The sequence below is a fragment of the Rossellomorea sedimentorum genome, assembly GCF_046237645.1.
GTDB classification, from domain to species: domain Bacteria; phylum Bacillota; class Bacilli; order Bacillales; family Bacillaceae_B; genus Rossellomorea; species Rossellomorea sedimentorum.
On record NZ_CP143546.1, the window covers coordinates 439,625 to 463,921 of the forward strand.

At 44.1% G+C, this 24,297-nt stretch carries 23 protein-coding genes, 1 pseudogene and 1 riboswitch; of the genes and pseudogenes, 13 read left to right on the top strand and 11 right to left on the bottom strand.

The features are described from left to right. Positions 1-394 precede the first annotated feature (394 nt). Positions 395-1,684 carry an isocitrate lyase gene (gene aceA, locus V1502_RS02290; protein ID WP_409252780.1) on the top strand — a complete coding sequence of 430 codons (1,290 nt, stop codon included), beginning with the start codon at positions 395-397 and terminating at the stop codon, positions 1,682-1,684. 401 nt (positions 1,685-2,085) lie between these two features. Further along, complete coding sequence (yhfH, locus tag V1502_RS02295) at positions 2,086-2,214, top strand: protein YhfH (RefSeq protein ID WP_409252781.1); 129 nt, start codon at positions 2,086-2,088, stop codon at positions 2,212-2,214. 149 nt (positions 2,215-2,363) lie between these two features. Here yhfH and V1502_RS02300 read toward each other — a convergent pair whose 3' ends face one another. Next, the gene (locus V1502_RS02300) at positions 2,364-3,005 is read right to left on the bottom strand and encodes a YczE/YyaS/YitT family protein (protein ID WP_409252782.1); all 642 of its coding nucleotides are present in this window, start codon (positions 3,003-3,005) and stop codon (positions 2,364-2,366) included. Between the two features lie 137 nt (positions 3,006-3,142). Between V1502_RS02300 and V1502_RS02305 the strand changes: the two genes are divergently transcribed. The 3 genes from V1502_RS02305 to V1502_RS02315 all read left to right on the top strand — a co-directional run bounded on the left by V1502_RS02305 (position 3,143) and on the right by V1502_RS02315 (position 6,690). After that, the gene (locus tag V1502_RS02305; protein ID WP_409252783.1) at positions 3,143-4,369 is read left to right on the top strand and encodes an MFS transporter; all 1,227 of its coding nucleotides are present in this window, start codon (positions 3,143-3,145) and stop codon (positions 4,367-4,369) included. 422 nt (positions 4,370-4,791) lie between these two features. Continuing rightward, a complete protein-coding gene (locus tag V1502_RS02310; protein WP_409254269.1) occupies positions 4,792-6,051 on the top strand; it encodes a GntP family permease in 1,260 nt (419 codons plus the stop codon). A gap of 309 nt (positions 6,052-6,360) precedes the next feature. Next, positions 6,361-6,690, top strand: coding sequence for a hypothetical protein (locus V1502_RS02315; RefSeq protein WP_409252784.1), 330 nt, complete (start codon positions 6,361-6,363; stop codon positions 6,688-6,690). 470 nt (positions 6,691-7,160) lie between these two features. Next, a riboswitch (SAM riboswitch) is annotated at positions 7,161-7,262 on the top strand. A gap of 243 nt (positions 7,263-7,505) precedes the next feature. Here V1502_RS02315 and V1502_RS02320 read toward each other — a convergent pair. Both V1502_RS02320 and V1502_RS02325 read right to left on the bottom strand, forming a co-directional pair. Beyond that, entirely contained in the window at positions 7,506-7,703 is a 198-nt protein-coding gene (locus V1502_RS02320) for a DUF6366 family protein (protein ID WP_149158286.1), read from the bottom strand. 165 nt (positions 7,704-7,868) lie between these two features. Then, entirely contained in the window at positions 7,869-8,399 is a 531-nt protein-coding gene (locus tag V1502_RS02325; protein WP_409252785.1) for a hypothetical protein, read from the bottom strand. A 388-nt stretch (positions 8,400-8,787) separates the two neighbouring features. Between V1502_RS02325 and V1502_RS02330 the strand changes: the two are divergent. Then, positions 8,788-8,922, top strand: a pseudogene (locus V1502_RS02330) (5-methyltetrahydropteroyltriglutamate--homocysteine methyltransferase); the annotation flags it as partial. Positions 8,923-8,997: 75 nt separating this feature from the next. Here the strand turns inward: V1502_RS02330 and V1502_RS02335 are convergent. From V1502_RS02335 to V1502_RS02345, 3 genes are all read right to left on the bottom strand, one after another. Continuing rightward, on the bottom strand, positions 8,998-9,579 hold the full coding sequence (locus tag V1502_RS02335) for a hypothetical protein (RefSeq protein ID WP_409252786.1): 582 nt from the start codon (positions 9,577-9,579) through the stop codon (positions 8,998-9,000). Between the two features lie 440 nt (positions 9,580-10,019). Beyond that, positions 10,020-10,472 (bottom strand): hypothetical protein, encoded by a 453-nt coding sequence (locus tag V1502_RS02340; RefSeq protein ID WP_409252787.1) that lies wholly within the window; start codon positions 10,470-10,472, stop codon positions 10,020-10,022. 159 nt (positions 10,473-10,631) lie between these two features. Continuing rightward, entirely contained in the window at positions 10,632-11,198 is a 567-nt protein-coding gene (locus V1502_RS02345; protein ID WP_409252788.1) for a TetR/AcrR family transcriptional regulator, read from the bottom strand. Between the two features lie 307 nt (positions 11,199-11,505). Here V1502_RS02345 and V1502_RS02350 point away from each other — a divergent pair, with 307 nt between their 5' ends. The 4 genes from V1502_RS02350 (at position 11,506) to V1502_RS02365 (ending at position 18,229) form a co-directional block, all read left to right on the top strand. Next, entirely contained in the window at positions 11,506-13,563 is a 2,058-nt protein-coding gene (locus tag V1502_RS02350) for an efflux RND transporter permease subunit (protein WP_409252789.1), read from the top strand. A 2-nt stretch (positions 13,564-13,565) separates the two neighbouring features. Then, positions 13,566-15,356: a YhgE/Pip domain-containing protein gene (locus V1502_RS02355; protein ID WP_409252790.1), complete on the top strand. Its 1,791-nt coding sequence runs from the start codon at positions 13,566-13,568 to the stop codon at positions 15,354-15,356. Between the two features lie 897 nt (positions 15,357-16,253). Continuing rightward, complete coding sequence (locus tag V1502_RS02360) at positions 16,254-17,105, top strand: DegV family protein (protein ID WP_409252791.1); 852 nt, start codon at positions 16,254-16,256, stop codon at positions 17,103-17,105. 29 nt (positions 17,106-17,134) lie between these two features. Next, positions 17,135-18,229: a flavin monoamine oxidase family protein gene (locus V1502_RS02365; RefSeq protein WP_409252792.1), complete on the top strand. Its 1,095-nt coding sequence runs from the start codon at positions 17,135-17,137 to the stop codon at positions 18,227-18,229. 100 nt (positions 18,230-18,329) lie between these two features. Here the strand turns inward: V1502_RS02365 and V1502_RS02370 are convergent, their stop codons facing one another. Next, positions 18,330-18,662, bottom strand: coding sequence for a winged helix-turn-helix transcriptional regulator (locus V1502_RS02370; protein WP_409252793.1), 333 nt, complete (start codon positions 18,660-18,662; stop codon positions 18,330-18,332). Between the two features lie 122 nt (positions 18,663-18,784). Between V1502_RS02370 and V1502_RS02375 the strand changes: the two genes are divergently transcribed. Then, on the top strand, positions 18,785-19,279 hold the full coding sequence (locus V1502_RS02375) for a lactoylglutathione lyase family protein (protein ID WP_409252794.1): 495 nt from the start codon (positions 18,785-18,787) through the stop codon (positions 19,277-19,279). Between the two features lie 39 nt (positions 19,280-19,318). Here the strand turns inward: V1502_RS02375 and V1502_RS02380 are convergent, their stop codons facing one another. Further along, positions 19,319-20,314 carry an NADPH:quinone oxidoreductase family protein gene (locus V1502_RS02380; RefSeq protein WP_409252795.1) on the bottom strand — a complete coding sequence of 332 codons (996 nt, stop codon included), beginning with the start codon at positions 20,312-20,314 and terminating at the stop codon, positions 19,319-19,321. A 154-nt stretch (positions 20,315-20,468) separates the two neighbouring features. On the opposite strand from V1502_RS02380, the gene V1502_RS02385 reads away from it, so the two are divergent. Beyond that, entirely contained in the window at positions 20,469-21,068 is a 600-nt protein-coding gene (locus tag V1502_RS02385; protein ID WP_409252796.1) for a TetR/AcrR family transcriptional regulator, read from the top strand. Between the two features lie 30 nt (positions 21,069-21,098). On the opposite strand, the gene V1502_RS02390 is transcribed toward V1502_RS02385, so the two are convergent. The 3 genes from V1502_RS02390 to V1502_RS02400 form a co-directional block, all read right to left on the bottom strand. Then, positions 21,099-22,127 carry an ABC transporter permease subunit gene (locus tag V1502_RS02390; protein ID WP_409252797.1) on the bottom strand — a complete coding sequence of 343 codons (1,029 nt, stop codon included), beginning with the start codon at positions 22,125-22,127 and terminating at the stop codon, positions 21,099-21,101. Next, positions 22,127-22,996, bottom strand: coding sequence for an ABC transporter permease subunit (locus tag V1502_RS02395; RefSeq protein ID WP_409252798.1), 870 nt, complete (start codon positions 22,994-22,996; stop codon positions 22,127-22,129). Before V1502_RS02395 ends, V1502_RS02390 begins: the two co-directional genes overlap by 1 nt. A 229-nt stretch (positions 22,997-23,225) precedes the next feature. Beyond that, entirely contained in the window at positions 23,226-23,708 is a 483-nt protein-coding gene (locus V1502_RS02400; protein ID WP_409252799.1) for a ribonuclease H-like YkuK family protein, read from the bottom strand. Positions 23,709-23,982: 274 nt separating this feature from the next. Here V1502_RS02400 and V1502_RS02405 point away from each other — a divergent pair, with 274 nt between their 5' ends. Then, entirely contained in the window at positions 23,983-24,105 is a 123-nt protein-coding gene (locus V1502_RS02405) for a hypothetical protein (protein WP_409252800.1), read from the top strand. The last annotated feature ends 192 nt before the right edge of the window (positions 24,106-24,297 follow it).

Genomic DNA, 24,297 nt, shown 5'->3' on the forward strand with positions numbered 1-24,297 from the left:
TCGTAAACTTTGTTGCTATTTAATACAAACTTTAATATCTACTTAATTAACCAGAAATAACCTGATAAACAAGGAAGAAAAGAGCTAATTCACCTTGTTCAGAGAAAAAAGCCCTTGTATCCAAGGGGAAAATCCGGCTCTTTGGATTTTTCCGAGAGCAACAATATATACGAAAACAGAGTGTGAAAAAGTGAATATATTCTAACTGAATAAAACTGTTGTATAACAGACTGGAGTTGAAAACACGTTTAAATAAAGGTTTTTGTGCTTGTGTTATTATCAAAAAATATTTTCAGAATTTTTTAATAATCTGTTGCACAACAGAAATCAATTGTTATATAATAATACCAGTTAAACTAATTCTGTATTAGTACAGTGACTGGAGGATGAGAGAATGAAAAACGAAACGGTGCAAAATGAGGCAAAGGCATTAAGAGAAGATTGGGAATTGAATCCGAGATGGAACGGGGTAGAGCGTCCGTATTCACCTGAAGACGTATTACGGTTGCGGGGATCTTTGAAAGTAGAGCATACACTTGCGCAAAAAGGGTCGGAGAAATTATGGAAGCTTATAAATGAAGAACCTTTTGTGAATGCCTTGGGAGCATTAACAGGGGGGCAGGCTGTTCAACAGGTGAAAGCCGGACTGAAAGCCATCTATCTTAGCGGCTGGCAGGTAGCAGCCGATGCCAATGTAGCGGGTCAGATGTATCCGGATCAAAGTTTGTATCCTGTGAACTCTGTACCGCAAGTGGTCAAACGCATTAATAATGCCCTGACTCGCGCCGATCAAATTCAGCACATGGAAGGCGAAGGGGATGTCGATTACTTTGCACCGATTGTAGCGGATGCCGAAGCAGGATTTGGCGGTCAATTAAACGTGTTTGAATTGATGAAAGCAATGATCGAAGCAGGAGCGTCCGGTGTTCACTTTGAAGATCAGTTGTCATCAGAGAAGAAATGCGGCCACTTAGGAGGAAAAGTATTACTTCCGACACAAACAGCCGTAAGGAATCTGATTTCTGCACGTCTTGCTGCGGATGTTTCCGGAGTTCCGACTATACTGGTTGCACGTACCGATGCAGATGCTGCCGATTTAATCACAAGCGACATTGACCCGGTTGATGCCGCGTTTATTACGGGTGAAAGGACACCGGAAGGATTCTTCCGCACAAGGTCAGGAATCCAGCAAGCCATTGCACGCGGTCTGGCTTATGCTCCATATGCTGACCTGATCTGGTGTGAAACATCCAAGCCGTGTCTCGAGGAAGCGAGAACCTTTGCAGAGGCCATTCATGAAAAGTTCCCAGGCAAGCTTCTGGCCTATAACTGTTCACCATCTTTCAACTGGGAAGCCAATCTTGATAAAGAAACCATCGAAACGTTCCAAGTCGAACTTGGAAAAATGGGCTACAAGTTCCAGTTTGTCACTCTTGCCGGTTTCCACGCATTGAACTATGGAATGTTTGAGCTTGCGCGCGGATACAAAACCCGCGGAATGGGTGCCTACTCTGAACTTCAACAAGCAGAATTCGCAGCCGAAAAACATGGATACACAGCAACCAGACATCAGCGGGAAGTGGGAACGGGATACTTCGACGAAGTTACACAAGTCATCACAGGAGGCACATCCTCTACCACCGCTTTAAAAGGCTCGACAGAAACAGCTCAGTTTCAAAGTTGATAGATATATAAATAGGTTGTTTACAAGAATAAGGGTTGATTGAAGAAGACAGTAAACAAAAATTTTTGATTGGAGCGTAAGGTGAGCGAGCTCCTGCGGGATTAGCGGGACGTCTAGTTCCAGCACCCAGCCCCTCGGGATCAAATAACCCGAAGAGAATAAAAGGAAAAGCACCTTTTTTTCTCTTCGGAACATTTGCCTGTCGGGGCTGACCGGGGTGCTTCCACTTTTGATGACAGGTGAGACCAAGGTTACGTACCCACTGGAACGTAACCCCGGAGGCGCAGCCGAGGAGGCTCACCGCCCGCCCCGCGGAGTCGCACACCTGAAGCGGAAATAACGCAAAATAATTGCCAAAAGTGTTTTATGTGTAGAGTGAAAAAAATTTGGAGGGATTCAGAATGAACGGACAGAATGCTGCAAAGAAAGGTTCAAAGGAATGCTGTGATTGCGGAAAAACCATTGATAACAGCCAATTCGCTTATTTTAACCAGTGTGAAAAATGCTTGAGGAATACAGACCATCTATAAAAGGAAGTTCAAAGAATAGGCGGAGGATAATCTTGGTTGCTGCCGGTCAATTTTCAAACTGCCCCGGTGAAAACAAGTAAATCTAAGTCAAAATAAAAATGCCCAATGTCCTGTGCTGACAGGTGTTGGGCGTTTTTGTTGCTAGCAATCTATGTTGTATGAAAACTATCCTTTTGCTTTTTAGGCTGTGAAAGGGCTTCGATCCACCGAGTACAGACTTTATAAGAGTATTGGAAAATCGGGCTTTGGATAAAGGTATAAACGAAGGTGAATAGGAAGACGGGTCCGCCCAGCAGCCATGCACCGATCAGTACCATACTCTCCACCACGATCCGGACGCTGCTTATGGAAAACCCGAGCTTATCTGAAATGGAAAGCATGAACCCGTCTCTCGGGCCGGAGCCTATCCTTGAAGCATTATACATTCCGCCGCCAATCCCCATGATGACAACCCCTGTAAGCAGGACGAGAATATCAAGCGGGAGGGAAGAAGGCTGAGGAAGAATGTTGAGCCAGAGGAACCCATCCACCATGACACCGACCAGGACGGCATTCAAAAGTGTGCCGATATTGATGTATCGGCGGTCGATAATCAGGGAAACAAGCACAAGCAGGATGCCGACGGTAATATTCCATGTCCCGACTGTGAATCCGAATTTCCCATGTAGTGCGAGGTTCAAAACATCCCATGGGTGAATGCCCAAGTGTTTCACTTTAATGGCGACGGCTATGCCGTAACTGAAAAGGATAAGCCCTGCTATGAAAAAAGAAAACCGGATCCCGCGTTTCATCCCATCACTACTTTCGCGTATATATTCTCATTAGTTTACCGTATGAATCCCCCGGAGGAAAGATGTTTCCCTTTCGTTTCTACTCCCAATGAAAAACCATATATATAGAGTAAAAGACCTCCGGGAGTAGATGTGCGATGAATAAGCCAAACAGCAAATTCAGATGGGTGGTATTTACCGCTGTATTATTCACCTATTTACTAATGTCGAGCCAGCGGACCGCCCCCGGCTTGATTACGGACCAATTAATGAAGGACTTTGGCGTAACAGCCTCAACAATCGGTCTGGTGGCAAGCATTCAATTTTTGGTATACACCGGACTGCAGATCCCGATGGGGGTTGTGGCCGACCGTTATGGGCCGAACCTTTTACTTATCGCCGGGACGGCACTTACAGGAATCGGGACGATTCTCTATAGTGTCGGTACGCATGAATTTGTTCTGTTCTTTGCCCGGATCCTCACAGGGATAGGGGACGCGACCATCTGGGTGAACATGGTGCTGATTCTGAGCCTGCGGTTTAATGAAAAGGAATTTACCCGCTTGATTGGTGTTGCCGGTATGACGGGAAGCCTTGGATTCCTGCTGGCTACTGTTCCATTCTCAACTGTCATTATCCTGCTCGGCTGGAGAGGGGCATTCCTATCCGCCGGGGTTCTCTTATGTTTATGCAGTATCTTGCTTTTTTCTGTTCTTGTAAAAAAATCGGAGCCAGCGCCAGCTGCGAGTTCTAGAAAACAATATGAAAAATTACCGGCTTTATTGCGGAGAATCTTTTCAAGTCGTGAGGCATGGGCATTATTCTTATGTCATTTTGGAATAGTTGGCGGGTATATAGGGTTCATTGGTTCATGGGCAGTTCCCTATGCGATGGATATCTATGGATTGACTCGGGTAGGAGCAAGTAAGCTCGTCATGGTCAGTCTGTTGGGAGCCTTGATTGGAGCCCCTTTGATCGGCTGGATTTCAAGTTGTTTGCAAGAAATAAAACGGACGTATACTGTGTTTCACGTCACAGTATTGTTGAGCTGGTCTGCGTTTCTTTTATTTAGGGAGCCCCCGCCATTTTTCTTGTTGATTCTTTTGTTCTTCATCATTGGATTCGGGTTCGGCTCCAACTCCTTAACATTTGCGCTTGTCCGCCAAACGTTTCCCATAACCGAATCCGGCATGGTCACGGGGTTTGCCAATACTGGCGGATTCCTGAGTGCCGTATTGCTGCCCGGCATTTTTGGGTTTATATTGGATCATTTTCACACATACTACTTCGGGTTTATCACTCCTGTCATATTTTCGTTGTTTGGCTTAATTGGGGTAATTTTAGTTAAGGAAAAGAGTAAGGTTGGAGGAAGTTTGCAGGGGTAATAGAGCACTCGTTTTGACCAGTGTACGTCGGCGATTCTGCGGATTTATCAGCGATATCAAAAAACTGCCGGCTTTTATCCTATCCGGCAAAGGAGAACGATTCGACTTCTTATTTATTGACGCTGATAAATGGAATTACAAAAGTGACCGGGGCCTTGATTATGGCCGATAACGTGCTGGCGGGGTCGCGATTGCCGCCCGGCGTTTTTGGAATAGGAGGTAAGACGATAACCGGCGGAACTAAGGGACAAGGCTGAAACCCTGTTACGTTTTTTATTTTTTTAAAGGCAGCCCTTTCCGGAAGAAGTATATTCAGGAAGGAATTCCCGTGTTATCTGTCGAAAAATGTTATTCTGCAGTAAAATTTAGGAAATGCAGAGGGAATCAATCCTTTTCATGTCATAAAAAAGGCGGTGGTCATGATCGAATTACAAGTTAGTATGTGGGGAGTCTTCTTGGCGATGGTCTTAACCATCATCTTGATCTTCAGAAAAATCAATCCTGCCTATGCCATGATGGCGGGAGCTTGTGCGGGTGGAATTGCCGGCGGTCTGGATCTGACAGCCACGGTGGATTATATGATCGGTGGTGCCCAACTGCTGACACCGGCCGTATTACGCATTCTGGCAGCAGGGGTATTAGTGGGTGTGCTAATTGAATCCGGTGCAGCCAACGTAATTGCCAATACCATCGTTACAAAACTTGGAGAAACAAGAGCATTGCTGGCGATTACATTATCTTCACTGGTTTTGACGGCGGTGGGTGTGTTTATAGCAGCTGCCATTTTAACGGTGGCACCGATTGCGTTGATGATCGCTAAGCGGACCGGGATCTCGCGGTTAAGTATTTTAATAGCTGTGATATGTGGAGGGCGAGCCGGAAATGCTATATCTCCCAATCCAAGCACAATTGCTGCGGCTGAAGGATTTTCCCTGCCATTGACGAGCGTGATGGCCGCTGGGATAGGGCCGGCTCTCGTAGGTGCTGGGGTTACATACTTTTTTGCGAAGAAAATGAGTAAAAAGGGCTCGCGGGTTACCGAAATTGAGAAAGTGAAAGTAGATAAAAAAGACGAGCCTGCCTTTTGGGGCGCGATATCGGGCCCGCTATTCACTATTTTTCTGCTGTCACTGCAACCGTTGGCCGGCATCAAGATTGATTCCTTGGTGGCCTTGCCGGCGGGTGGGCTATTCGGTCTGCTCATGATGGGTAAATTGAAAGAGTTCAAGTTTCATATTTCCAGCGGGTTGCAAAAGATGTCCGGCATAGCCATTGTCATCCTTGGAACGGGGACATTAGCGGGGATCATTGTCCATTCTTCCCTGAATGACATTATTCTGAGCGGGTTAAACCTCTTTCATTTGCCTGTTTCTTTTATCGCGCCTTTCTCCGGATCGTTTATGTCCATGGCAACGGCATCTGCCACATCATCATCTGCGATTTCGAGTAATGTTTTTGGCGATATGTTACTGGAAAATGGAGTCGCTGCTTTGGCGAGTGCGGCCATGATTAACGCAGGAGCTGTGGGGTTTGATTTTTTGCCTCATGGACCTCTCTTTCATATCTCGCGGGAAAGTCTTTTCATGGATATGAAAGAACGTTTTAAAGCACTGCCGTATGAACTCTTGATTGCGTTAATCATGGTAATCGTTTCTGTGATGATGTTTGGCGGGTTATTTTAGGGGGGGACACAGGGCAGGTGCCTTGTCCCGTCCCTGCCAGGTTTAATGAATTGTTTGTTGTTTGTCGAATGAATGTTGCTGACAAGACTAATAAAGTATGGGACAATGATCTTAATAGTCCAAATTCTTCCAATACCCACATTTTTACCTCCTCTAACGACATGAATTTCAGCAAATTATTATAAATTCCACACTTCTATTTCTTAATTCTCTTTCTGCCATTTTGTACATCATTTGAAAGGGGTGATGAGTGCAAAGAATCTTATATCGTTTTTTTGTTGTGAAAAAAATATTGAAGGAGGATGGTTAATGAGCCACGAAATGCTAGGTCGCAATAAAGCAGGTGAGGAAGTTGCCTATGCGCGCTTCAGTATGAGAAATTACAATGCTTTTATCCTGTACGATTTACTGGACGCCAACGTTTTCAATGCAGGAGTCAGCGGATCAGGCAACAGCTCAAGTTTCACAAACCTGCAAATGGAGAAAGCTTTAAATGCCTGGAGAAAGTTAAACGGAAATAATGATGTGCTGTCACAAAACGGAGCGGAAAACTGGGACCGTAAGCAAATCAATATTTTTATACTAAACTGTTTTAAAACCGCCCAAAAAGAAGGAAGCGTGAATGTATCCTTCTTTTAAAAATCTTCTTGTTCCTTTCATAGTATTCTTCTAGGAAATACCTCCATCAGTTTTCATCAACTCGTCTTTTATTCCAGGTAGCCAAGGCATTTACTCAATCTAAAGGGTATAGAAGTAATCAAAAAACGGACCTCTCGTGCACTTTTCTAGCGCTTGTACATCATATAGAGTGAATTTGTTGAATGACACCCTGCGCTCCGCCCGCGCGGTGGGTCATTTTGTATGAAGTGGCCCAATGACACCCTGCGCCTCGCCCGCGCGGTGTGGCATTATGTGAGAAGTGGTGAAATGACACCCCGCGCTTCGCCCGCGCGCGGTAGGTCATTTAGTGTGAAGTGATCGAATGAAACCCCGCGCCTCGTCAGCGCGATGCACAACTCCCTTTAAATTGAAAGAAAATTAAAATTTTATAGTTGATATTATTTCCTTAAGGATTATAGTGGGTTTATTAACTTATAAGTTCCAATTTTTTCTTATCCAGAGAGGTGGAGGGAATGGCCCTTTGATACCTCGGCAGCAGACTTGTGAAAGTACTGTGCCAATTCCAGTAGCGTTAAGCTAGAAGATAAGAAGAGAAGGTCGTATCTATATGTATGTAAACCCCTCTTCTTATGTCAAGTAACCCGTTCGGATGAGAGGGAGACAAAGCATATTTGCAATCGCTTTTGTAGGCGAAAATGCACAGCCTTTTGCAGGCTGTTTTGAAGTGGAAAATGAATGCGAGATTGCTCAAAAAAGAGGCGCTGCGGATATTGATCGCAGTGCCTCTTTTTGTTACGTTATTCAATTAAAGCCCCCTATAATGGAACAACGCTTTATTGAGCGACAAGTAAAAATATAATACTTCCAATAATTATAAGTAGTATTAAAATGCCTGTGCCTTTCCAGCCTAAGCTGCCCACTAAATCAGCCAAATTACTGTGATTATTCATATCACCCATTGGGTTCTTTTTGAATTCTTCTTGCCTCAGTTTCTCTCTTTTATGTTCGGGATTTTCCTTGTTATTCTCCACTTTAATCCCCCTTAATTAAGAAGTCACTATTAAACAATCCTGCCCAATAATTGAGGATGGAGAATAGCAGAAGCAATTAGCTAGTTTCCAGTTATTGCACCCCAAGAGCTGATTAAGTTCCCAGTGCAAGCAATGCCGTATGCCTTCACAATCTCCATTCTCCAATTATTCATACTCTTTAATTAAACCCCCATCTTCATTATAATATTTGTAATTCCGATACTCATATCCACCATCTCTTGATTCAGGCAAATCAACCCAGGTTACGTTTGGTTCATAAGGAAGGAACGTTTGCACCAGCATTTCCCCATTAATATCTACCGTCATTTTCGCAATGTCATTTTCATCATTCGACACGAACATTATTTTTTCTATGCCCCTGCCGGGTGAAAACATCGCAAGAGCCTGTTCTTGTGTGGATTCAATATGGTTCCACACATAGTTCCCCTTATCATTTTTTGCAAACTCAATATAGGATGGCTTATGATTGGCTAAAAACCCTACAATTCTAACATCATCAAAATCTTTGATTTGTATAACTTGTATGTCTTTATCCTCATAGCCTTCCACCGAATTTATCACTTTAATGATGGACCCCTTATCATTACCGTATACCTTAGAGGATTGATACCAGGCATAGGCGGCGACAAGAATCATCACTGTAGCGATCAAGATCGTTATTTTTTTCTTTTTCATAAAAAGCCCCATCCCCCCCTTATTCTATAAACCTGCTCCGTTAATTGAATATCGATGGCAGTTAACGATTTAGAAAATTCTGTTAACCTTAGCTTATCATAAGCCGAGAGCGATAACGACTCTGGCGGTAAAATTGTTACATAATATGTAGGACAATTTGTAACACCGCATAAATTTATGCGGTACTGCAAATTGGGTTGCAAATTAGTATGCAAATTCACGTACAAAATCATTAAAAACACTGATATATCAATAAAAAAGGCGATACAAAATGCTATGCAAATTGTACCGCAAATCACCTTGCAATTTACTGGTTTCTCCCTCTCAACTGAACGGGTTATTATGTCAAGAAGAGGGGTTTTTTTGTTTTTCAGCAAGAATCACATTATTGAAAAAGGAGGGAGGGATTATCATGACAAAAACATTAATCAAAGCGCCGTTCAGAGCAGATCACGTGGGAAGTTTGTTGCGTCCTGAAAGGATTCACCAGGCGAGAAAAGAGTATCAGGAAGGGGGCATTTCCCTGAAGTATATTGTGGATGTTTCCAAGGAAATTTGGGGATGAAATAGAAAATAAGGGACAATATTCATCTGTCCCTTATTCAAGATAGCCCCAACCAGGCGGATATCCAATATACGAAGATGCCTTCACCCCAATCATTGTCTCGCCATTATGTTCATAACGCTCGATGTTTGAAGCAATGACGATCTTTTCTCCTCTTGCACCGTACACTTCTTTAACTGCGTCAGACTGTTTCTCCGGATTGAACTCAACCGATATGGAGTATATTTTGTCTTCTTCCCTGTCAATTTCTAAGGTGAAATTACCTTCTCCGTCCACTTCCACTAGCTGTTCAAAGACCGGCACCTCATGAGGCTCTACTGTACCATTGGAAATACCCCTTAAGGATGCATCTTCGGGATACTCTCTTAACTGGACTTTTAGGACCGTTCCCTGATGTAATTCAGGATAGCCAATCAACGTGATTACCGTTCCCTCATAATCAACGTCTCCGTTGAGAAAAACACTCAAAGGATCGTTTCCTGTTTTTGTTGGACGATGTTCCCCATTGGAGGGAACGGCTGCTGTGTTACCGGTGGAATCCCCGCTTAAACTCCACTCTACGCGGCATCCGCTTAAAAGCAGCAAAAGTATCAGTAACATGCTTACTCTGATCATAGTGCGATACCATTCTCCTATCTCATAGATTAGTTCAAAACGTCCAAGAACTCATGCTATATCTATTCTAGAATATGGATATTTATCCCTGCATTAAGTAGGCAGATCTACTGCTTTTTCCAAGACCTTGATCACTAAGCGATAAAAGAATAGGTTATTCAGTAATATTGTATTGAAAAAAGAAGGAGGGAGTACTGCTGAGCTAGGGCTTGTACTTTTGAACAGATATAGGAGAGAATATCAATTGCTGTTGATGACTTTGTAATTCATGGAAGGCACCGGAAGATCCTTGTGACTTTAATATTTGGTGAATTGCAGAGGGATGTAAGGATTACTATCCTTTGGTAGAATTTTTTCTATGAGAAGTTCATTAACAACAAATAGATAAGGGAGTCAAATGGAGGGCTGTAACCTAAAGCTATAGTTTTTCCAAAGTATGTTTAAAGTCTTTCTATTTTACTCTCATGCTTAATGGAACGCACTGCTAGTGTATCAATAACATGCTGTTGGTCTTTAAGAGTTTCTTTAATCTCAGCTGATGTATCATCGATGTGTTTTTCAATTCTTTCGAAGTAGGGTCCAAGTCCGTTGATAAGGTTATTCTTTAACTGATCTTGACCATCTTTTAACTGATCTTGCCCAGATTTTAATTCTTTCACATCTTTAACTAAGCCAGTAAACTGTTGGGCCACGTCCTTAAAGCGTTGATCCATATTGTCGAAACGTTGATCCACCTTTTCAAAGCGCTGATCCATGTCTTCAAAACGCTGATCCATGTTTTCAAAACGTTGATCCATGTCTTCAAAACGTTGATCCACTTTCTCAAACTTTTGATCCACTTGATCAAATCGAGTATTCATTTGTTTCATGAATTGCTTTAATAATTCTTCCATCAGTATCCCTCCTTTCAGTTTCTTATAGTATACCATGATAAATAAAAATATAGGTATTAAAACTTCCAATGTTTTTCCATCTATTTGATGGTAGAGGGGGCAGGTTTGTTTAACGAAACTTATTTTTGGCGGAGACACAGAACCTGATCCCCCCCGCACCTACCGCATATTAGACAACCCTTTATTAATAAAGTTATGGAGAATCTCCGCCATTTCTTTCGGAGTTTTGTTCTGTCCGTTTTCCAGCCAGTTCTTGATGACGTGGATGCTGCCGCTGACCAGGAAAAGGTTGATGTATTCGTACGTTTCCTGGTCCATTTTCTTGTCAGTGACCCAATTGTTGAAGATGAATTGCTGGGTGATTAGCATGCCTTTTTTCTGAAAGTGGATGTCGCTGTTCTCGCTGAGGAGGATATGACATACCTCGTTTTTTTCGGCGATGAATTCAAACAGTTTTTCAGTCATCTGCAGAGCTTCATCTTCTTTTGAGAAGTTATACTGCCCCAATGCGGCAACTAGATCCTCGATAAAATCTTCTTCAATTAAATTGAGCAGTTCGTACTGATTGGAGAAATGTGCGTAATAGGTAGAGCGGTTAATGTCCGCTTTTTCACAAATTTCTTTGATGGTGATGCCGGCAATGGGTTTTGTCTGCAGCAGCTCCATCAAACTCTCTTTTAAAACCATCCTCGTGTATTGTTTTCTTCGATCCATTTTTGAGTTCATATCCTTAATCCTTTCCTTCATAATGCATAGATTGTTGTTTTCCGGACATTTCCCATGGGGACACTTTTTTCTTTCTGAACAGGAGAGTAACTCTTCCTTTCCGGCTTACCCCGGCAATATTCAGTGAAATTTAAATAGCAACATAGTTTAAAAAGAGCCTTCACAATACTTTCACAAAGTTATCCAACATACTGGTTTGATTTGTTGTGTATTGAACATTATGTGCGCAACTGTTTGTTGTGTATCCAACACGGTGTTTATTATAATAATAAAGTGAACGTCGGAAAGATACAAGAGAGGATGAAACATGATAAATATTGCATCGCGCATCATTAAACATAAAAAAGCTGTTTTGCTCGTATTTGCGCTTATCACTGTGCTGTCGATCGCGGCCCAGTTTTTTGTATCGGTCAATTATAATATGGTCGATTATTTACCAGAGGATGCCCAGTCGACAAGAGCGATGGACATCATGGAAAAAGAATTCACGGGTGAGGTTCCGGATACCCGGGTCCTGGTGACAGATGTCACCGTACAGGAAGCACTGGATTATAAGAACCAGTTAGAAGCCATCGACGGAATTACCAGTGTTATGTGGCTGGATGATATGGTCGATTTGAAAAAGCCGTTGGAAATGGAAGACACCGAGACGGTGGAAAACTACTATAAAGACGGCAAAGCGCTGTTTTCCATCAGTGTGCGTTCAGGTGATGAAGTGAGGATTACCAATGAGGTGTATGAACTGATCGGCGAAGAAGGAGCGATCGCAGGAGAAGCGATCAATACGGCCAGCTCGCAGCAGATGGCCGGTTCGGAGTCCATGTATGCAGCCATGCTGCTGGTGCCAATCATCATTTTAATCCTAGTCGTCTCGACGACTTCATGGGTAGAGCCGCTGTTTTTCCTTACAGCGATCGGGGTTTCTGTCCTGATCAACTTAGGAACGAATATTTTCATCGGGGAAGTATCATTCGTTACCCAGTCGGTTGCGCCTATTTTACAGCTGGCCGTTTCGCTGGATTACGCAGTGTTCCTGCTTCATAGTTTTTCAGATTACAGGAAAACGACCAACAGTCCGGAGGAAGCAATGGAGCTGGCGATGAAGAAGTCCTTTCCGGCAATCATGGCAAGTGCAGCGACGACTTTCTTTGGATTCATCGCGCTGACATTCATGAAATTTGAAATCGGGTCGGATCTTGGAGTGAATCTGGTAAAAGGAATCGTCCTGAGTTTCATCAGTGTCATGGTGTTCCTGCCTGCATTGACCTTGGTTTTTTATAAATGGCTGGATAAAACGAAGCATAAGAACTTTATACCGAGCTTCAAGGGTATCGGCAACAAAGTGATGAAGTTCAAATTTCCAAGCTTGATTCTTGTGGCAGCGATTATTGTTCCCGCCTTCCTGGCACAGACCAACACGTCGTTTATCTATGGAACAGGTGCGCAGCCTGAGGATACTCGTGTCGGAAGTGACGCGAAAATCATCAATGAAGAATTTGGTGAAACGACGTCAATCGTCTTGCTTGTTCCTAGAGGGGATGCTGTGAAAGAGTCGGAGCTTGTGGATGACATCGAAGAAATGGATTATGTCACAGGCGTCATGGCTTATGCGAACCAGGTCGGTGCCGAAATTCCGCCAGAGTACCTGGATGACTCGATTACGAAGGAATTTTATTCGGAAAATTACAGCCGCATCATCATCAACACCAATCAGGGAACAGAAGGAGACATTCCTTTCAGTATTGTTGAAAACGTAGAAGCAGCAGCACAGGGATACTACGGAGATGACGCGCTTGCTCTGGGAGAAAGCGTGACACTCTATGATATTAAAAATACCGTCAATAAAGACAATGTCGTCGTTAATGTGTTGACCGTTGTGACGATCGCACTTGTCCTGCTATTGAGTTTCAGGTCGATTTCCATCCCGATTGTGCTGCTGGTCACGATCCAAACGGCTGTCTGGATCAACTTATCGATTCCCTACTTCACCAATACATCATTGGTGTTTGTCGGATACTTGATTGTCAGTACGGTGCAGCTGGCGGCGACGGTGGATTACGCCATTCTTTTCACAGAAGAATATAACCATAACCGGAAACTGATGTCTGCAAAGGAAGCCATTGTGAAAACATTGGATGAAAAGACCTTCTCCATCTCGATCTCAGCTGCGATCCTTTCCAGTGTCGGCTTCATCTTATGGATCACCTCTTCCAATCCGATTGTCGGATCCATCGGGCTTTTGATGGGCAGGGGGGCACTGCTGGCGTTTATCATGGTGCTGTTCGCATTGCCGGCTATGCTTGTGGTATTCGATAATTTGATCAAAAAAACAACCTATAAAGCAAATTATTTTGAGGAGAAATGATGATGAGAAAAAAACAAATACACTATACGGCTCTCGCTGCGATGCTCGTCTTGCCTTCATTTTTTAGTCATCCTGCCCAGGCGGCAACGGAAGGCAGAGTCACTTCAAAGGATGAAGTGGTGTATGCGACGTTGAACGCCAGCGGGAAACTGGATAACATATATGTCGTGAATACACTGGATGTGGCGAAGGCAGGGGAAATCCTTGATTTCGGTAAATACAGCAGTGTAAAAAACCTGACGGATCTGACAGAAATTGAACAAGAGGGGCAGCGGGTTGAAATCGAAGCCCCAGAAGGGAAGTTTTTTTATCAGGGGAACATGGATAAGGAAACGGAACTTCCTTGGAAGGTAAACGTCACGTATCTGCTTGATGGCAAAGAAGTGAAGCCGGAGGAAATGGCAGGGAAAAACGGTCATCTTGAAATCTCTGTTGATATAACAGAAAACAAAGAGGGAGATTCCGTTTTCTATGAAAACTACCTGCTGCAGGTTTCCTTGACGCTTCCGAACACGTACCAGGGCATTGAAGCATCCGGCGGGATGGTCGCAAATGCAGGGAAGAACAAGCAAATCACTTTTACCGTGATGCCTGGACAGGAAGAAGAGCTCAGTGTGGAGGCCATTGTAGAGGAATTTGAGTTCGAAGGTATACAAATCGCTGCGGTTCCTTCTACACTGCCGATCGACACACCGGAAACGAAAAATATGACCGAGGATATGGCAAAATTATCAGACGGCATAAAAGAATTGAATGACGGGGTGGCTGAGCTGGAAGATGGCGTGACGGAAATGACAAGTGGTGCCGTCAGCCTGCGTACTGGTTCGGCGGACTATAAAAGCGGCATGAGCGAACTGGCAGGGTCATCGTCAGGAATTGTCAGCGGCTCAAATTCTATCCGCGGGGCCCTTGAGGAAATCAATCAATCGCTTTCCGGGCAGTCAGCCGAGATGGATCTTTCAAGTCTGAATGAATTGCCTGCAGGGCTGACCCAATTGGCTGACGGACTGGCTGAAGCAGCCGCAGGTCTGACTACTTTACAAACGAATTACGCTCAGGCGTATGCCGCATTGGATGGTGCCATCAAAGAAATTCCGGCGGAGGGAATCACCGAGGAACAAATCGCCGGTCTGTATGAGAGTGATGCAGATCCTGCGGTAGTGGATAAACTGGCAGCTTCGTATGCGGCAGCACAGAAAGTCAAAGGAACGTACGCTGAAATTCAAGAAGCATTTTCAGCTGTTGAACCGACTTTGACTAGTATCAGCGGATCGGTGACCGAGATGAGCGGTCAGCTGACGTCCATCGCCGATAACCTGTCTGCTTCTCTTAAAGAGACAGATATGAGCGGACTGGGTGAGCTCCAGGAGGGACTGTCGGCACTAGCCTCGAATTATAACGAATTTCATTCAGGCCTGGTAAGCTATACAAATGGAGCGGATCAGTTATCTTCCTCTTACAGCCAGCTGCATACAGGTATCGTTGAATTGACTGGCGGTACAAGCGAGCTCGAAGAAGGAGTCGGCGCACTCCATGAAGGTACCCGCGAATTACATGAAGAAACAAAAGACTTGCCGTTTCAAATGCAGGAGGAAATCGACAGCATGATTTCCGAATATGACAAGTCCGGTTTCGAGCCTGTATCCTTTGTTTCTGATGAAAATGAAAATGTTTCTTCTGTTCAATTCGTCATCAAGACAGAAAGCATTGAAATGGAAGAGCAAGAAGTGAAGAAAGCGGAACCTGAGAAAGAGAAAGGGTTTTGGGAACTTTTGATGGATTTGTTTAGGTAGAGGAACATGAATTTTACATGATACAGTTGAAGGTGGGTGCTGAGAAGTTTCTCGGGCATTCGTCTTTTTTGTTTTTCCGAGAAAGAGAGAAAGTGTGAGGACGAAGGAAGAGGGTTATGGTCCTCAAAGCATCGAATCAGCCAGAACCCCAGCCGGGGCTGGGGGACAAACCATAGTTGCTTCTTTTGGATTATCCTGCCGAAAATTGAAGTGGTTGATAGTATCGTAAAAGTGGTTGATAAAAGCACTAAACTGATTGATAGAATCGAAAAGTCGTTGATATAAGTACAAAACTCGTTGATAGAACCCCAAAAGTTGTTGATAGACTGGAAAATACCTCAGTCTGATTCATCTGAAATTTAGCTTGAACGCAGCAAGTCCAGTCTTCCATAAGGTATCAAGGTATCAGCTCCCGTGTAGGTAAGCAGGAATCAGCCAGTCCCCCAGCTTGGCTGGGGGACAAACCATAGTTGCTTCTTTTGGATTATCCTGCCGAAAATTGAAGTGGTTGATAGTATCGTAAAAGTGGTTGATAGAAGCACTAAACTGATTGATAGAATCGAAAAGTGGTTGATAGAAGCATTAAACTCGTTGATAGAACCCCAAAAGTTGTTGATAGACTGGAACACCCCTCAGTCTGATTCATCCGCGGTACGGGGGTAGGTTCCGTTTCCCGCAGGGCATCTTTACAAAAAAATAGTTATTACATTATTAATGTGTGTTTCTCATGTATAGTTAGAGTAGGACATACTAATGAAGGAATAATATAACGGGTGCAGGCTGCTCTGCAGAAGTTGCCAGGTATTAAAACCTGTATTGCATCAAACTTTCGCACCGGAGATCAATCATCTTTTTTCTAAACAACCATCGTACTAAGATAACAAAGGGGGAAATGAAGTGAGCAGGATTATTTTATCAACCGAAAGCGGTGCCGATCTGCCAGCTGATATAGTTGACAAGTACAATGTTCAGGTAGTCCCGATGCATATCATCATGGATGGGAAAGATTATTTGGATGGATCCCTGCCAGTAGAAGAAATTTATGACTACTATGCGCGTACGAAAAAAATACCCTCCACGACCTCTACAAACGCACACGAGTATCAAGAACTTTTCACCAAGATCAAAGCCGATTACCCTGACTGTACGATTATCCATATCGGTTATACGTCAAAAGCATCGTCTTCCTTTCAAAATGCGGTCATCGCAGCGGAAGAGTTTGAAGACATTTATTTGATCGACGCATTGAATGTCACGGGCGGATTGGCAGCCATTGTGATATATGCTGGTCAAGTGCTTGAAAAAGAACCTGACATTGAACCACAACAACTAGTAGAAAAAATAGAAGCCATCGTCCCTAAAACAAGGCTCGCTTTCGTCCCAGGCAGCCTGGAGTTTCTAAGAGCAGGAGGGCGTGTCAGTAACATGGCTTCTCTTGTGGGGGCCCTGTTAAAAATAAAGCCATGTATAGAACTGGTGGACGGCAAGCTGGTTTCAACGAAAAAATATCGAGGGAAAATGAGTACAGTAGCTGAAAAACTCCTGCGTGAGTATTTGGATGAATACACTATCGATCCAGAACAGCTATATTTCATCTATTCAATCGGATTGGATGAACGTGTAAAAGCGCGGATGGATGAAGTCGCCAAAGAAACCGGGTTCAAAAATGTAAGGTGGATTCAAGCGGGCGGGATGATTTCGACCCACTCTGGAGCCGGTGGCTTTGGGGTTGCGGGGTTAGAAAGTTAACTATGGAACTTAAGATGGGAGGCAGGAATATGAAGGAACCTATTATCATCGTCGGTGCAGGGTTAAGCGGTCTTCATGCGGCCTCCTTGCTTCATTCGCAAGGCATTGAGTGCAAGGTATTGGACGCACGGGACCGAGTAGGCGGCAGGGTGTTAACTCGGACGGCTGAGGACAGTTCGGATATGGGCATGTTTGACCTTGGCCCGACATGGTTCTGGCCTGACCATGAACCAGTGATCTCTGGTCTTGTAAAAGAGCTGGGCTTACCAACATTCGAACAGCACACAGAAGGGGCTATGCTTTTCGAGCAATCCTCAAAAGGACCTGTACAGCGGCATATACCACCGGAAGGATCCTTTGCAAAATCATTTCGTTTCAGAGGAGGTGTGCATGCCCTCATTGAATCTATTTCTAGGAATCTTCCTGCTGAGACAGTCGAACTGGAGACACGTGTAATCCAAATTCGTACGAATGATGAAGGAAAAATGACGATTGAAGCTGAACAAGTCGGAGGAAAGAAAAAGACGATAGTAGCAGGAGCTGTCATCCTAGCGATGCCTCCCCGGTTAGTGGCCCAAACCATCAACTTCGCACCCTCGCTCCCAGAGGACCTAATCAAACGTTTGATGAAGAAGCCGACGTGGATGGCGGGGCATGCCAAGGTGGTTGCGGTTTATAGAGAGCCTTTTTGGAGAGAAGAGGGACTTTCAGGACAAGCCATGAGCTGGGCCGGTCCCTTGCAGGAAATCCATGATGCCTCACCCCAAACAGGTTATGGTGCCCTTTTCGGCTTCTTCGGTTTGCCTGCCAGGACCCGCCAAGAGCTGGGGAAGGAAAGGGTTCTCAGTCTTGTCACCGATCAATTGGTGCGGTTGTTTGGACCCTCCGCAGAAAAAACGGTGTCCCTTTTATACAAAGATTGGTCCAGTGATCCCAAGACAGCTGTTGAGTCGGATCTTGAGCCGCTTGGAGGTTTTCCGAACTACGGGCCAGTCCCAACATGGAAGGAGAACATCATCTTTGCCGGTACAGAAACTTCTCCTGAACATGGAGGTCATCTGGAAGGAGCCTTGGTGTCGGCAGAGCGTGCGGTTGGTGAGGTTATGAGGCAATATAACCGATAACCCATATTAATAAGAGGGCTGGCATGCCATACGCCTTCTAAAAAACAGGTTACCCACCACGGTGGTAACCTGTTTTTGATGTCCGGTCCTTTTCCCCTGCCTACCCCTGCGCGCTACCCCACTTATGCATTTCTTCAAGCAGCGGTTTCAGGGTCAGCCCCTTCTCCGAGATGGAGTATTCTACCTTTGGCGGCATTTCGTTATATTGTTTCCGATTGATCAGCCCTTCGTGTTCAAGTTCCTTTAACTGCTGGCTGAGCATTTTGTGGGTGATGCCGGGCAGGAGCCTCCGCAGCGCATTATAGCGGTGGGTGCCGTCATAGGCGAGATGCCACAGGATGACGGGTTTCCACTTTCCGCCGATTTTGTTCAATGTATATTCAATCGAGCATTTGAGCTTTCCGTTTTCATCCACTTGTATGCCGTCTGTCATTCTTCTTTATTCACTCCTTACTTCCCTTTAGGGTAGTATCTTCCCCCAAAGTGCATACTGTTGAGTAGAAGAATAACCGTTTATAATACGAACTGTCAAACCAGTAAAGGAGGAAACAACACATGACACCATATCCAAGAACCTTTTCACATATCGGCTTATCCGTACCTGATTTGGACAAGGCGGTGAAATTTTATACAGAGCTGTTCGGCTGGTACGTAATCATGGAGCCGTCCGAGGTGAAAAATGACGATACACCGGTCGGCCAGATGTGCCGTGACGTCTTCGGGAACGATTGGGAGACCTTCCGCATTGCCCATCTTTCAACGGGGGACAAGATTGGAATCGAATTGTTTGAATTCCCTCACAATGAACAGCCGGAGAACAATTTTGAATACTGGAAAACGGGAATCTTCCATTTCTGCATCCAGGATCCGGATATTGAGGGACTGGTTGAGAAAATCAAGGAACATGGAGGCAAGCAGCGCATGCCGATCAGGGAATACTATCCTGGTGAAAAGCCATACAAAATGGTTTACGTTGAAGATCCATTTGGCAATATTTTCGAAATCTATACCCACAGCTATGAGCTGACGTATTCACAGGGCGCATACTAAAAAAATGGGACTGTGCTGAGCACAGTCCCATTTTCATTATTATTCGAGCACTTTTACAACCGTACGCCCCCTGGTTTTTCCCTGCAGGATAGCGGACAGTGTACCTGGCAATTCTTCCAGTGTTACTTCGTTTTCTATTTCTCCTAAATTATCCGGCTTTAAGTCGGCTGCCATACGATTCCATAGTGTTTCTCTCAATTCTTTAGGGCAGTAAACAGAATCGATGCCCAATAAATTCACGCCTCTCAGGATAAAAGGGAAGACTGTTGTCGGTACGTCAGCACCCCCGGTTAACCCGCTGACTGCAACGGCGCCGCCATACTTCGTGCTGCTCAAGACGGATGCCAATGTCTTGCCGCCAACCGGGTCGACGGCACCTGCCCAACGCTGCTTCCCGATTGGACGAATTTTTTCCGGTGCCACTTCTTCACGGGAAACAATCTCTTTTGCTCCTAATTTCTTTAAGTATTCATGTTCTGATTCTTTCCCTGTACTTGCGGTGACATCATAATTCCGTTTGGCCATCATGGAAACGGCCATGCTGCCTACACCGCCGGTTGCTCCTGTCACTAGAACCGGGCCGTTTTCCGGTGTCAGTCCGCTTTTTTCTAGTTGATGGATGGAAAGGGCTGCCGTAAAGCCGGCTGTCCCAAAGATCATGGCTTCTTTCAGCGTTAAATTTTCCGGTAAGGGCACGACCCAGTCACCCGGCACCCGGGCATATTCACTGGATCCCCCGTAATGAGAGACGCCCAGTTCATAACTTGTCACGATGACTTTGTCGCCTTCCTTATAGCGGTCATCGTCTGAAGCCGTTACGACTCCTGCAAGGTCGATCCCCGGTACGAACGGATAGGATTGAACGATTTTTCCGTTAGGAATACTTGCCAATCCGTCTTTATAGTTTACGCTGGAATAATGGACTCGGATGGTCACGTCACCTTGTGGTAAGTCATTAAAAGTTAATGATTCAATATTGACTGAAAAATCTTCTTCTGTTTTATTCACGACAAGAGCTTTGAACGTATTTGACAACATAAGTTCCCCTTTCAAATTTAAACCTTTGAAACTATCATAATACTTTTTATTCCGACTGGTCAATTTATTTTGACCGGACAGAATAAAATTATTCGTAAAGAAGCAGCGTTTTTTGTATAATATCCTTAGGTAGTAAATGGAGGTTCTAATAATGGCAAACAAGGGAGAACAGAGACGAAAACAAATTCTGAAAGCAGCCTTCCAAGCGGCATCTGTAAAAGGATATGAGTCCGTGACATTGCAGGATATTGCGGATTATGCCGAGGTGAGTAAAGGTGTTACGAACTATTATTTTGAAAATAAAGCAGATGTCTTTGCGCAATTATTCCAATGGATCACGAACAGGATTTATGAAAAAGAAGCTCAATCCATTGAAGAAAAGGAAACGGCGATTGAAAAATTAGAAGCTTACGTGAATCGGGTATTCATCTCCCCCGAGGAAAATAAAGCATTCTATCGTGTATACTTGGACTTTTTGGCGCAGACGAAAAATAATGAACGATATAAAGAAATCAATCAGCAATTTTACGAAAACTGCTGGTCTATTGGCAGAAACATCATCAAACAGGGGATAGAAGAGAATGTATTTCAGGCAGAGGATATCGAGCAATCTGCCATCAGTATCCGCTGTATGATCGACGGCTGCTTGATTCAATGGCTGATGAGGGACGATGAGAGCCTGCACGGGTATTACCGGAGTGTATGTTACGATTCCATTCTGCAGCTGTTGAATTATAAAAATAAGGGTTGAGATGACGGTCATCTCAACCCTTTTCCCTGCTCACATCTTTCTGCTTTCCACCATCTCAAATAACCCTCTGCCGGCAAGCGAACCTTCCCACTTCTCTTCTTGCAAATTCCCGGACGCAGGGATATTGTCCTTTTCCAGCTCTTTTGACAATCCGATCAGCATCATCTTTCCGGCGAGGATCGTCAAGGTGAAGAATACGACCGGGATGAAGGCGATCCATGGATACGAGGTCCACAAGAATTGCCACCAGCTTCCTAAGGAACCCGACCACTCATGTGATAAGGAAATGAAGTTGGGGACATTGAAAACATCATGAGCCACCCTGGCGCCTCCGATGAATATGCCGAGTACCCCTAAATGTGAGATAAGCAGCATGGAGGCGATAAATTCCCTGATCAAAACGACATATATTTGCGGAACGATAAAAGGCCGGATATGGTTCTTGATGAAGTGGAGTTCCTTCGCACCAAGCACCTTTGCACTTTGGATGAATTCCTTGTTCATCACGTTCTCGACTTCGTTGGCAAAAAGCAGAGAAACAGATGGGATTGAAATGACCACCAGGATCCCTATGTAAATCAAGACTTTTTCCTCGAACGAATAAGGAAAAGTATCCGGACTACGAAGCGGGCCTTCAAACATCACCCAATACATCAATAAAAACGCCAAAAGGGTCGTCGGGAAATAGTTGGACGCATCAATGATGGAAGCCAGCATCCGTTTGATTTTATATAGGAAAAAATGAATGATCAAACCGAAAAAGACGGCCGGAATCACCCTCAGGAAGGCAATGATCATCGCCGATCCGATTGTATACTTGGCCCCCACCAGCATAAGATAGAAAACATTATGGCCGAAGTTATCTGTTCCCAACGGGGGAAACTCCAAGGGGGAGTAAGGGGGCGATAGGTAATTTCCTTTCTTATCTTTTACTAGTTCAGTAGTGGGAACCTGATCGCCTGTTATCCAGTAATACACAAAGCTGCTGATAAACAAGCCGAATAGAAATAACGCTCCCACAATAAATGAAGGATTCTTTAATAGCCTGAAAATCAGCATCAGATCACCACCTTCTGACCGGTTGTCAGGTAAATAATAACATTACTGAGCATCAGTAATAGAAAAATAGGCAGATAGAACATGATCAAACTGAAGGCAATGACATCGATCTGCGGAAATGAAAAAATGAAATGAGTTATGCCATAGATATTGAACAACCGTTCAAACACAATGAGATTCGACAGCAAGATCAAGATAAAAGCTTTCATATGGTTCATCATGCTCGGCATGATATTCCTCACAATATGTACGGTAAAGATATACATCTTTTTAAAGCCTTTGCTGCGGGCAAGGTCGACATAAGGCTTCGTCAGTTCATCCTCCACCAGCAGCAGGCACAGCCTGAAAATGAATATCGAAGGAAGGATGGCGAGAGCACAAATGGGCAGCAGGTATACGGGGTCATTGCCTCCGGCGACAGGTGCCAGAAGGATGCCTGTGCGTTTGAAGAAGACGATGACAAAGAATTGAATGACGATGATGATCAGCAAATCAGGCAAAGATTCTAAGAAATTAAGGACTTTAAGCATGATGCCGGATGCTTTTTGAGGCAGCCCGATGGTGAAAAAAGTCAAGATGAACGCTGCTACTGTAGCCAGCAGAATAGATGAAATGAAGATAATCATAGAATAAAAGTAATAACTCCAGAATGTAGGAAACATAGGATATGTATTATTGTCTTCGTTCGTGATGGTAATGTCAGAGGGGGAGCTTAACGACAGGATGATCTGCCATATATTCTTGAGGTATCCTTCCAGGCTTATCTGGATGCCATTCGTAAATAAACCTATGATCCCGCTGATCATGACGATTCCGAGAGACACAAACAGAAACTTCAATACCATGCCTGACAGACTTCTATACAACATTGAATTTTTGCCCCTTTCACAAGCTATAACCTTATTATAAGGAAGGAAGTGTATTGAAGCCCCGTAAAACCTCCTCAACAGCACTATAATAGCAAAATCCCATTTAAGTAAAATTATACCACAAGAGAGTGAAGGGGAAATGGTTTATTTCCTGCTGGACGTAAGAAGACGACGAATGCCTTGTCCCTTTTTTATCCAGGGAGGACGGGGGAAGGCTTCCTCCCTAAATTCACTTCGTGTAACGGTTCGCATAACTGGAAGCAACGAACGCATCCGGCTTGATTTTCGGTTCCACGCCCATGGCCTCCATCCTGGCGACCATCTCTTTCACAAACTTCCTCGTCTTATTCTTCTTTCCAGCTCCGATGTCGATATGGCCTTCCATTGTAAACGTTGCTCCTTGATACAGGTGGGGAAGGACGATATCGATCAACTGATTTTTTCTTTCTTCCGTAAACAACGAAACAATTTCCTCTGATAAAGACATTTCATAGCTAATCCGCTCATGCAGCTGATGCATCTGCCTTGGGACCACAACTTTCCGTATACAAGCCCAGACGCCATTTCCCTCATTTAATATGACAATCCCTGTGATGAAGACGGTCTGCTTGTGATGAACCTGAGAATCAGTCCCCACCATCAAACGGTAGTTCCCGTCAGGCTTCAATTGCATGAACGCCACAATACGCTGGAAGACCTGGTCAAATGACATCCCACTTTCCTGGAGATTTTGAAATGAGCAGCAATCCGAGTAGCTTTTCATCTTGTCATATCACAGCTTTCTTAACCGATTTGTGAATTACCTCTTATCCCTATCTTATGCCGGAAATTTGGGGATAGTGTAAGGAAATGCGTGCTTCAGTTTGTGACAATTATTTGGAAAAAGTAAAAGTCCAGGGATGTAGGTGTGGTAAGATTAGGTAAACGTTTTTCGTCAATTGAACAAGGCATTTAATGGAAGTATCGCTAAAAGGGGAGGAAGAAAAGTGGGTTGGTTACTTATTGTTGGGGTTGCATATCTTCCAATTATCTATCGTATTCATAGGCGTCTAGATTACTTAGAAAAAGAAGTGAAGAGGTTAAGCGGGGAAAAGGATTTAGCTGAGTGAAAGTTACATAGAGCCTGTGGTTGAATTCGGTAAAGAAGCAGGTTGCTGGAAACAACTTGGTTTAAAGCATGGTGTTATTTAGCTAAAAGTATGAGGTGATCAATTGTCTACAGTAATGATATTTTCTATATATTTTTTGTGATTATTGTAGCAATGGCTAAAACGATAAAAGATAATCAAAAAAAGTAAAGC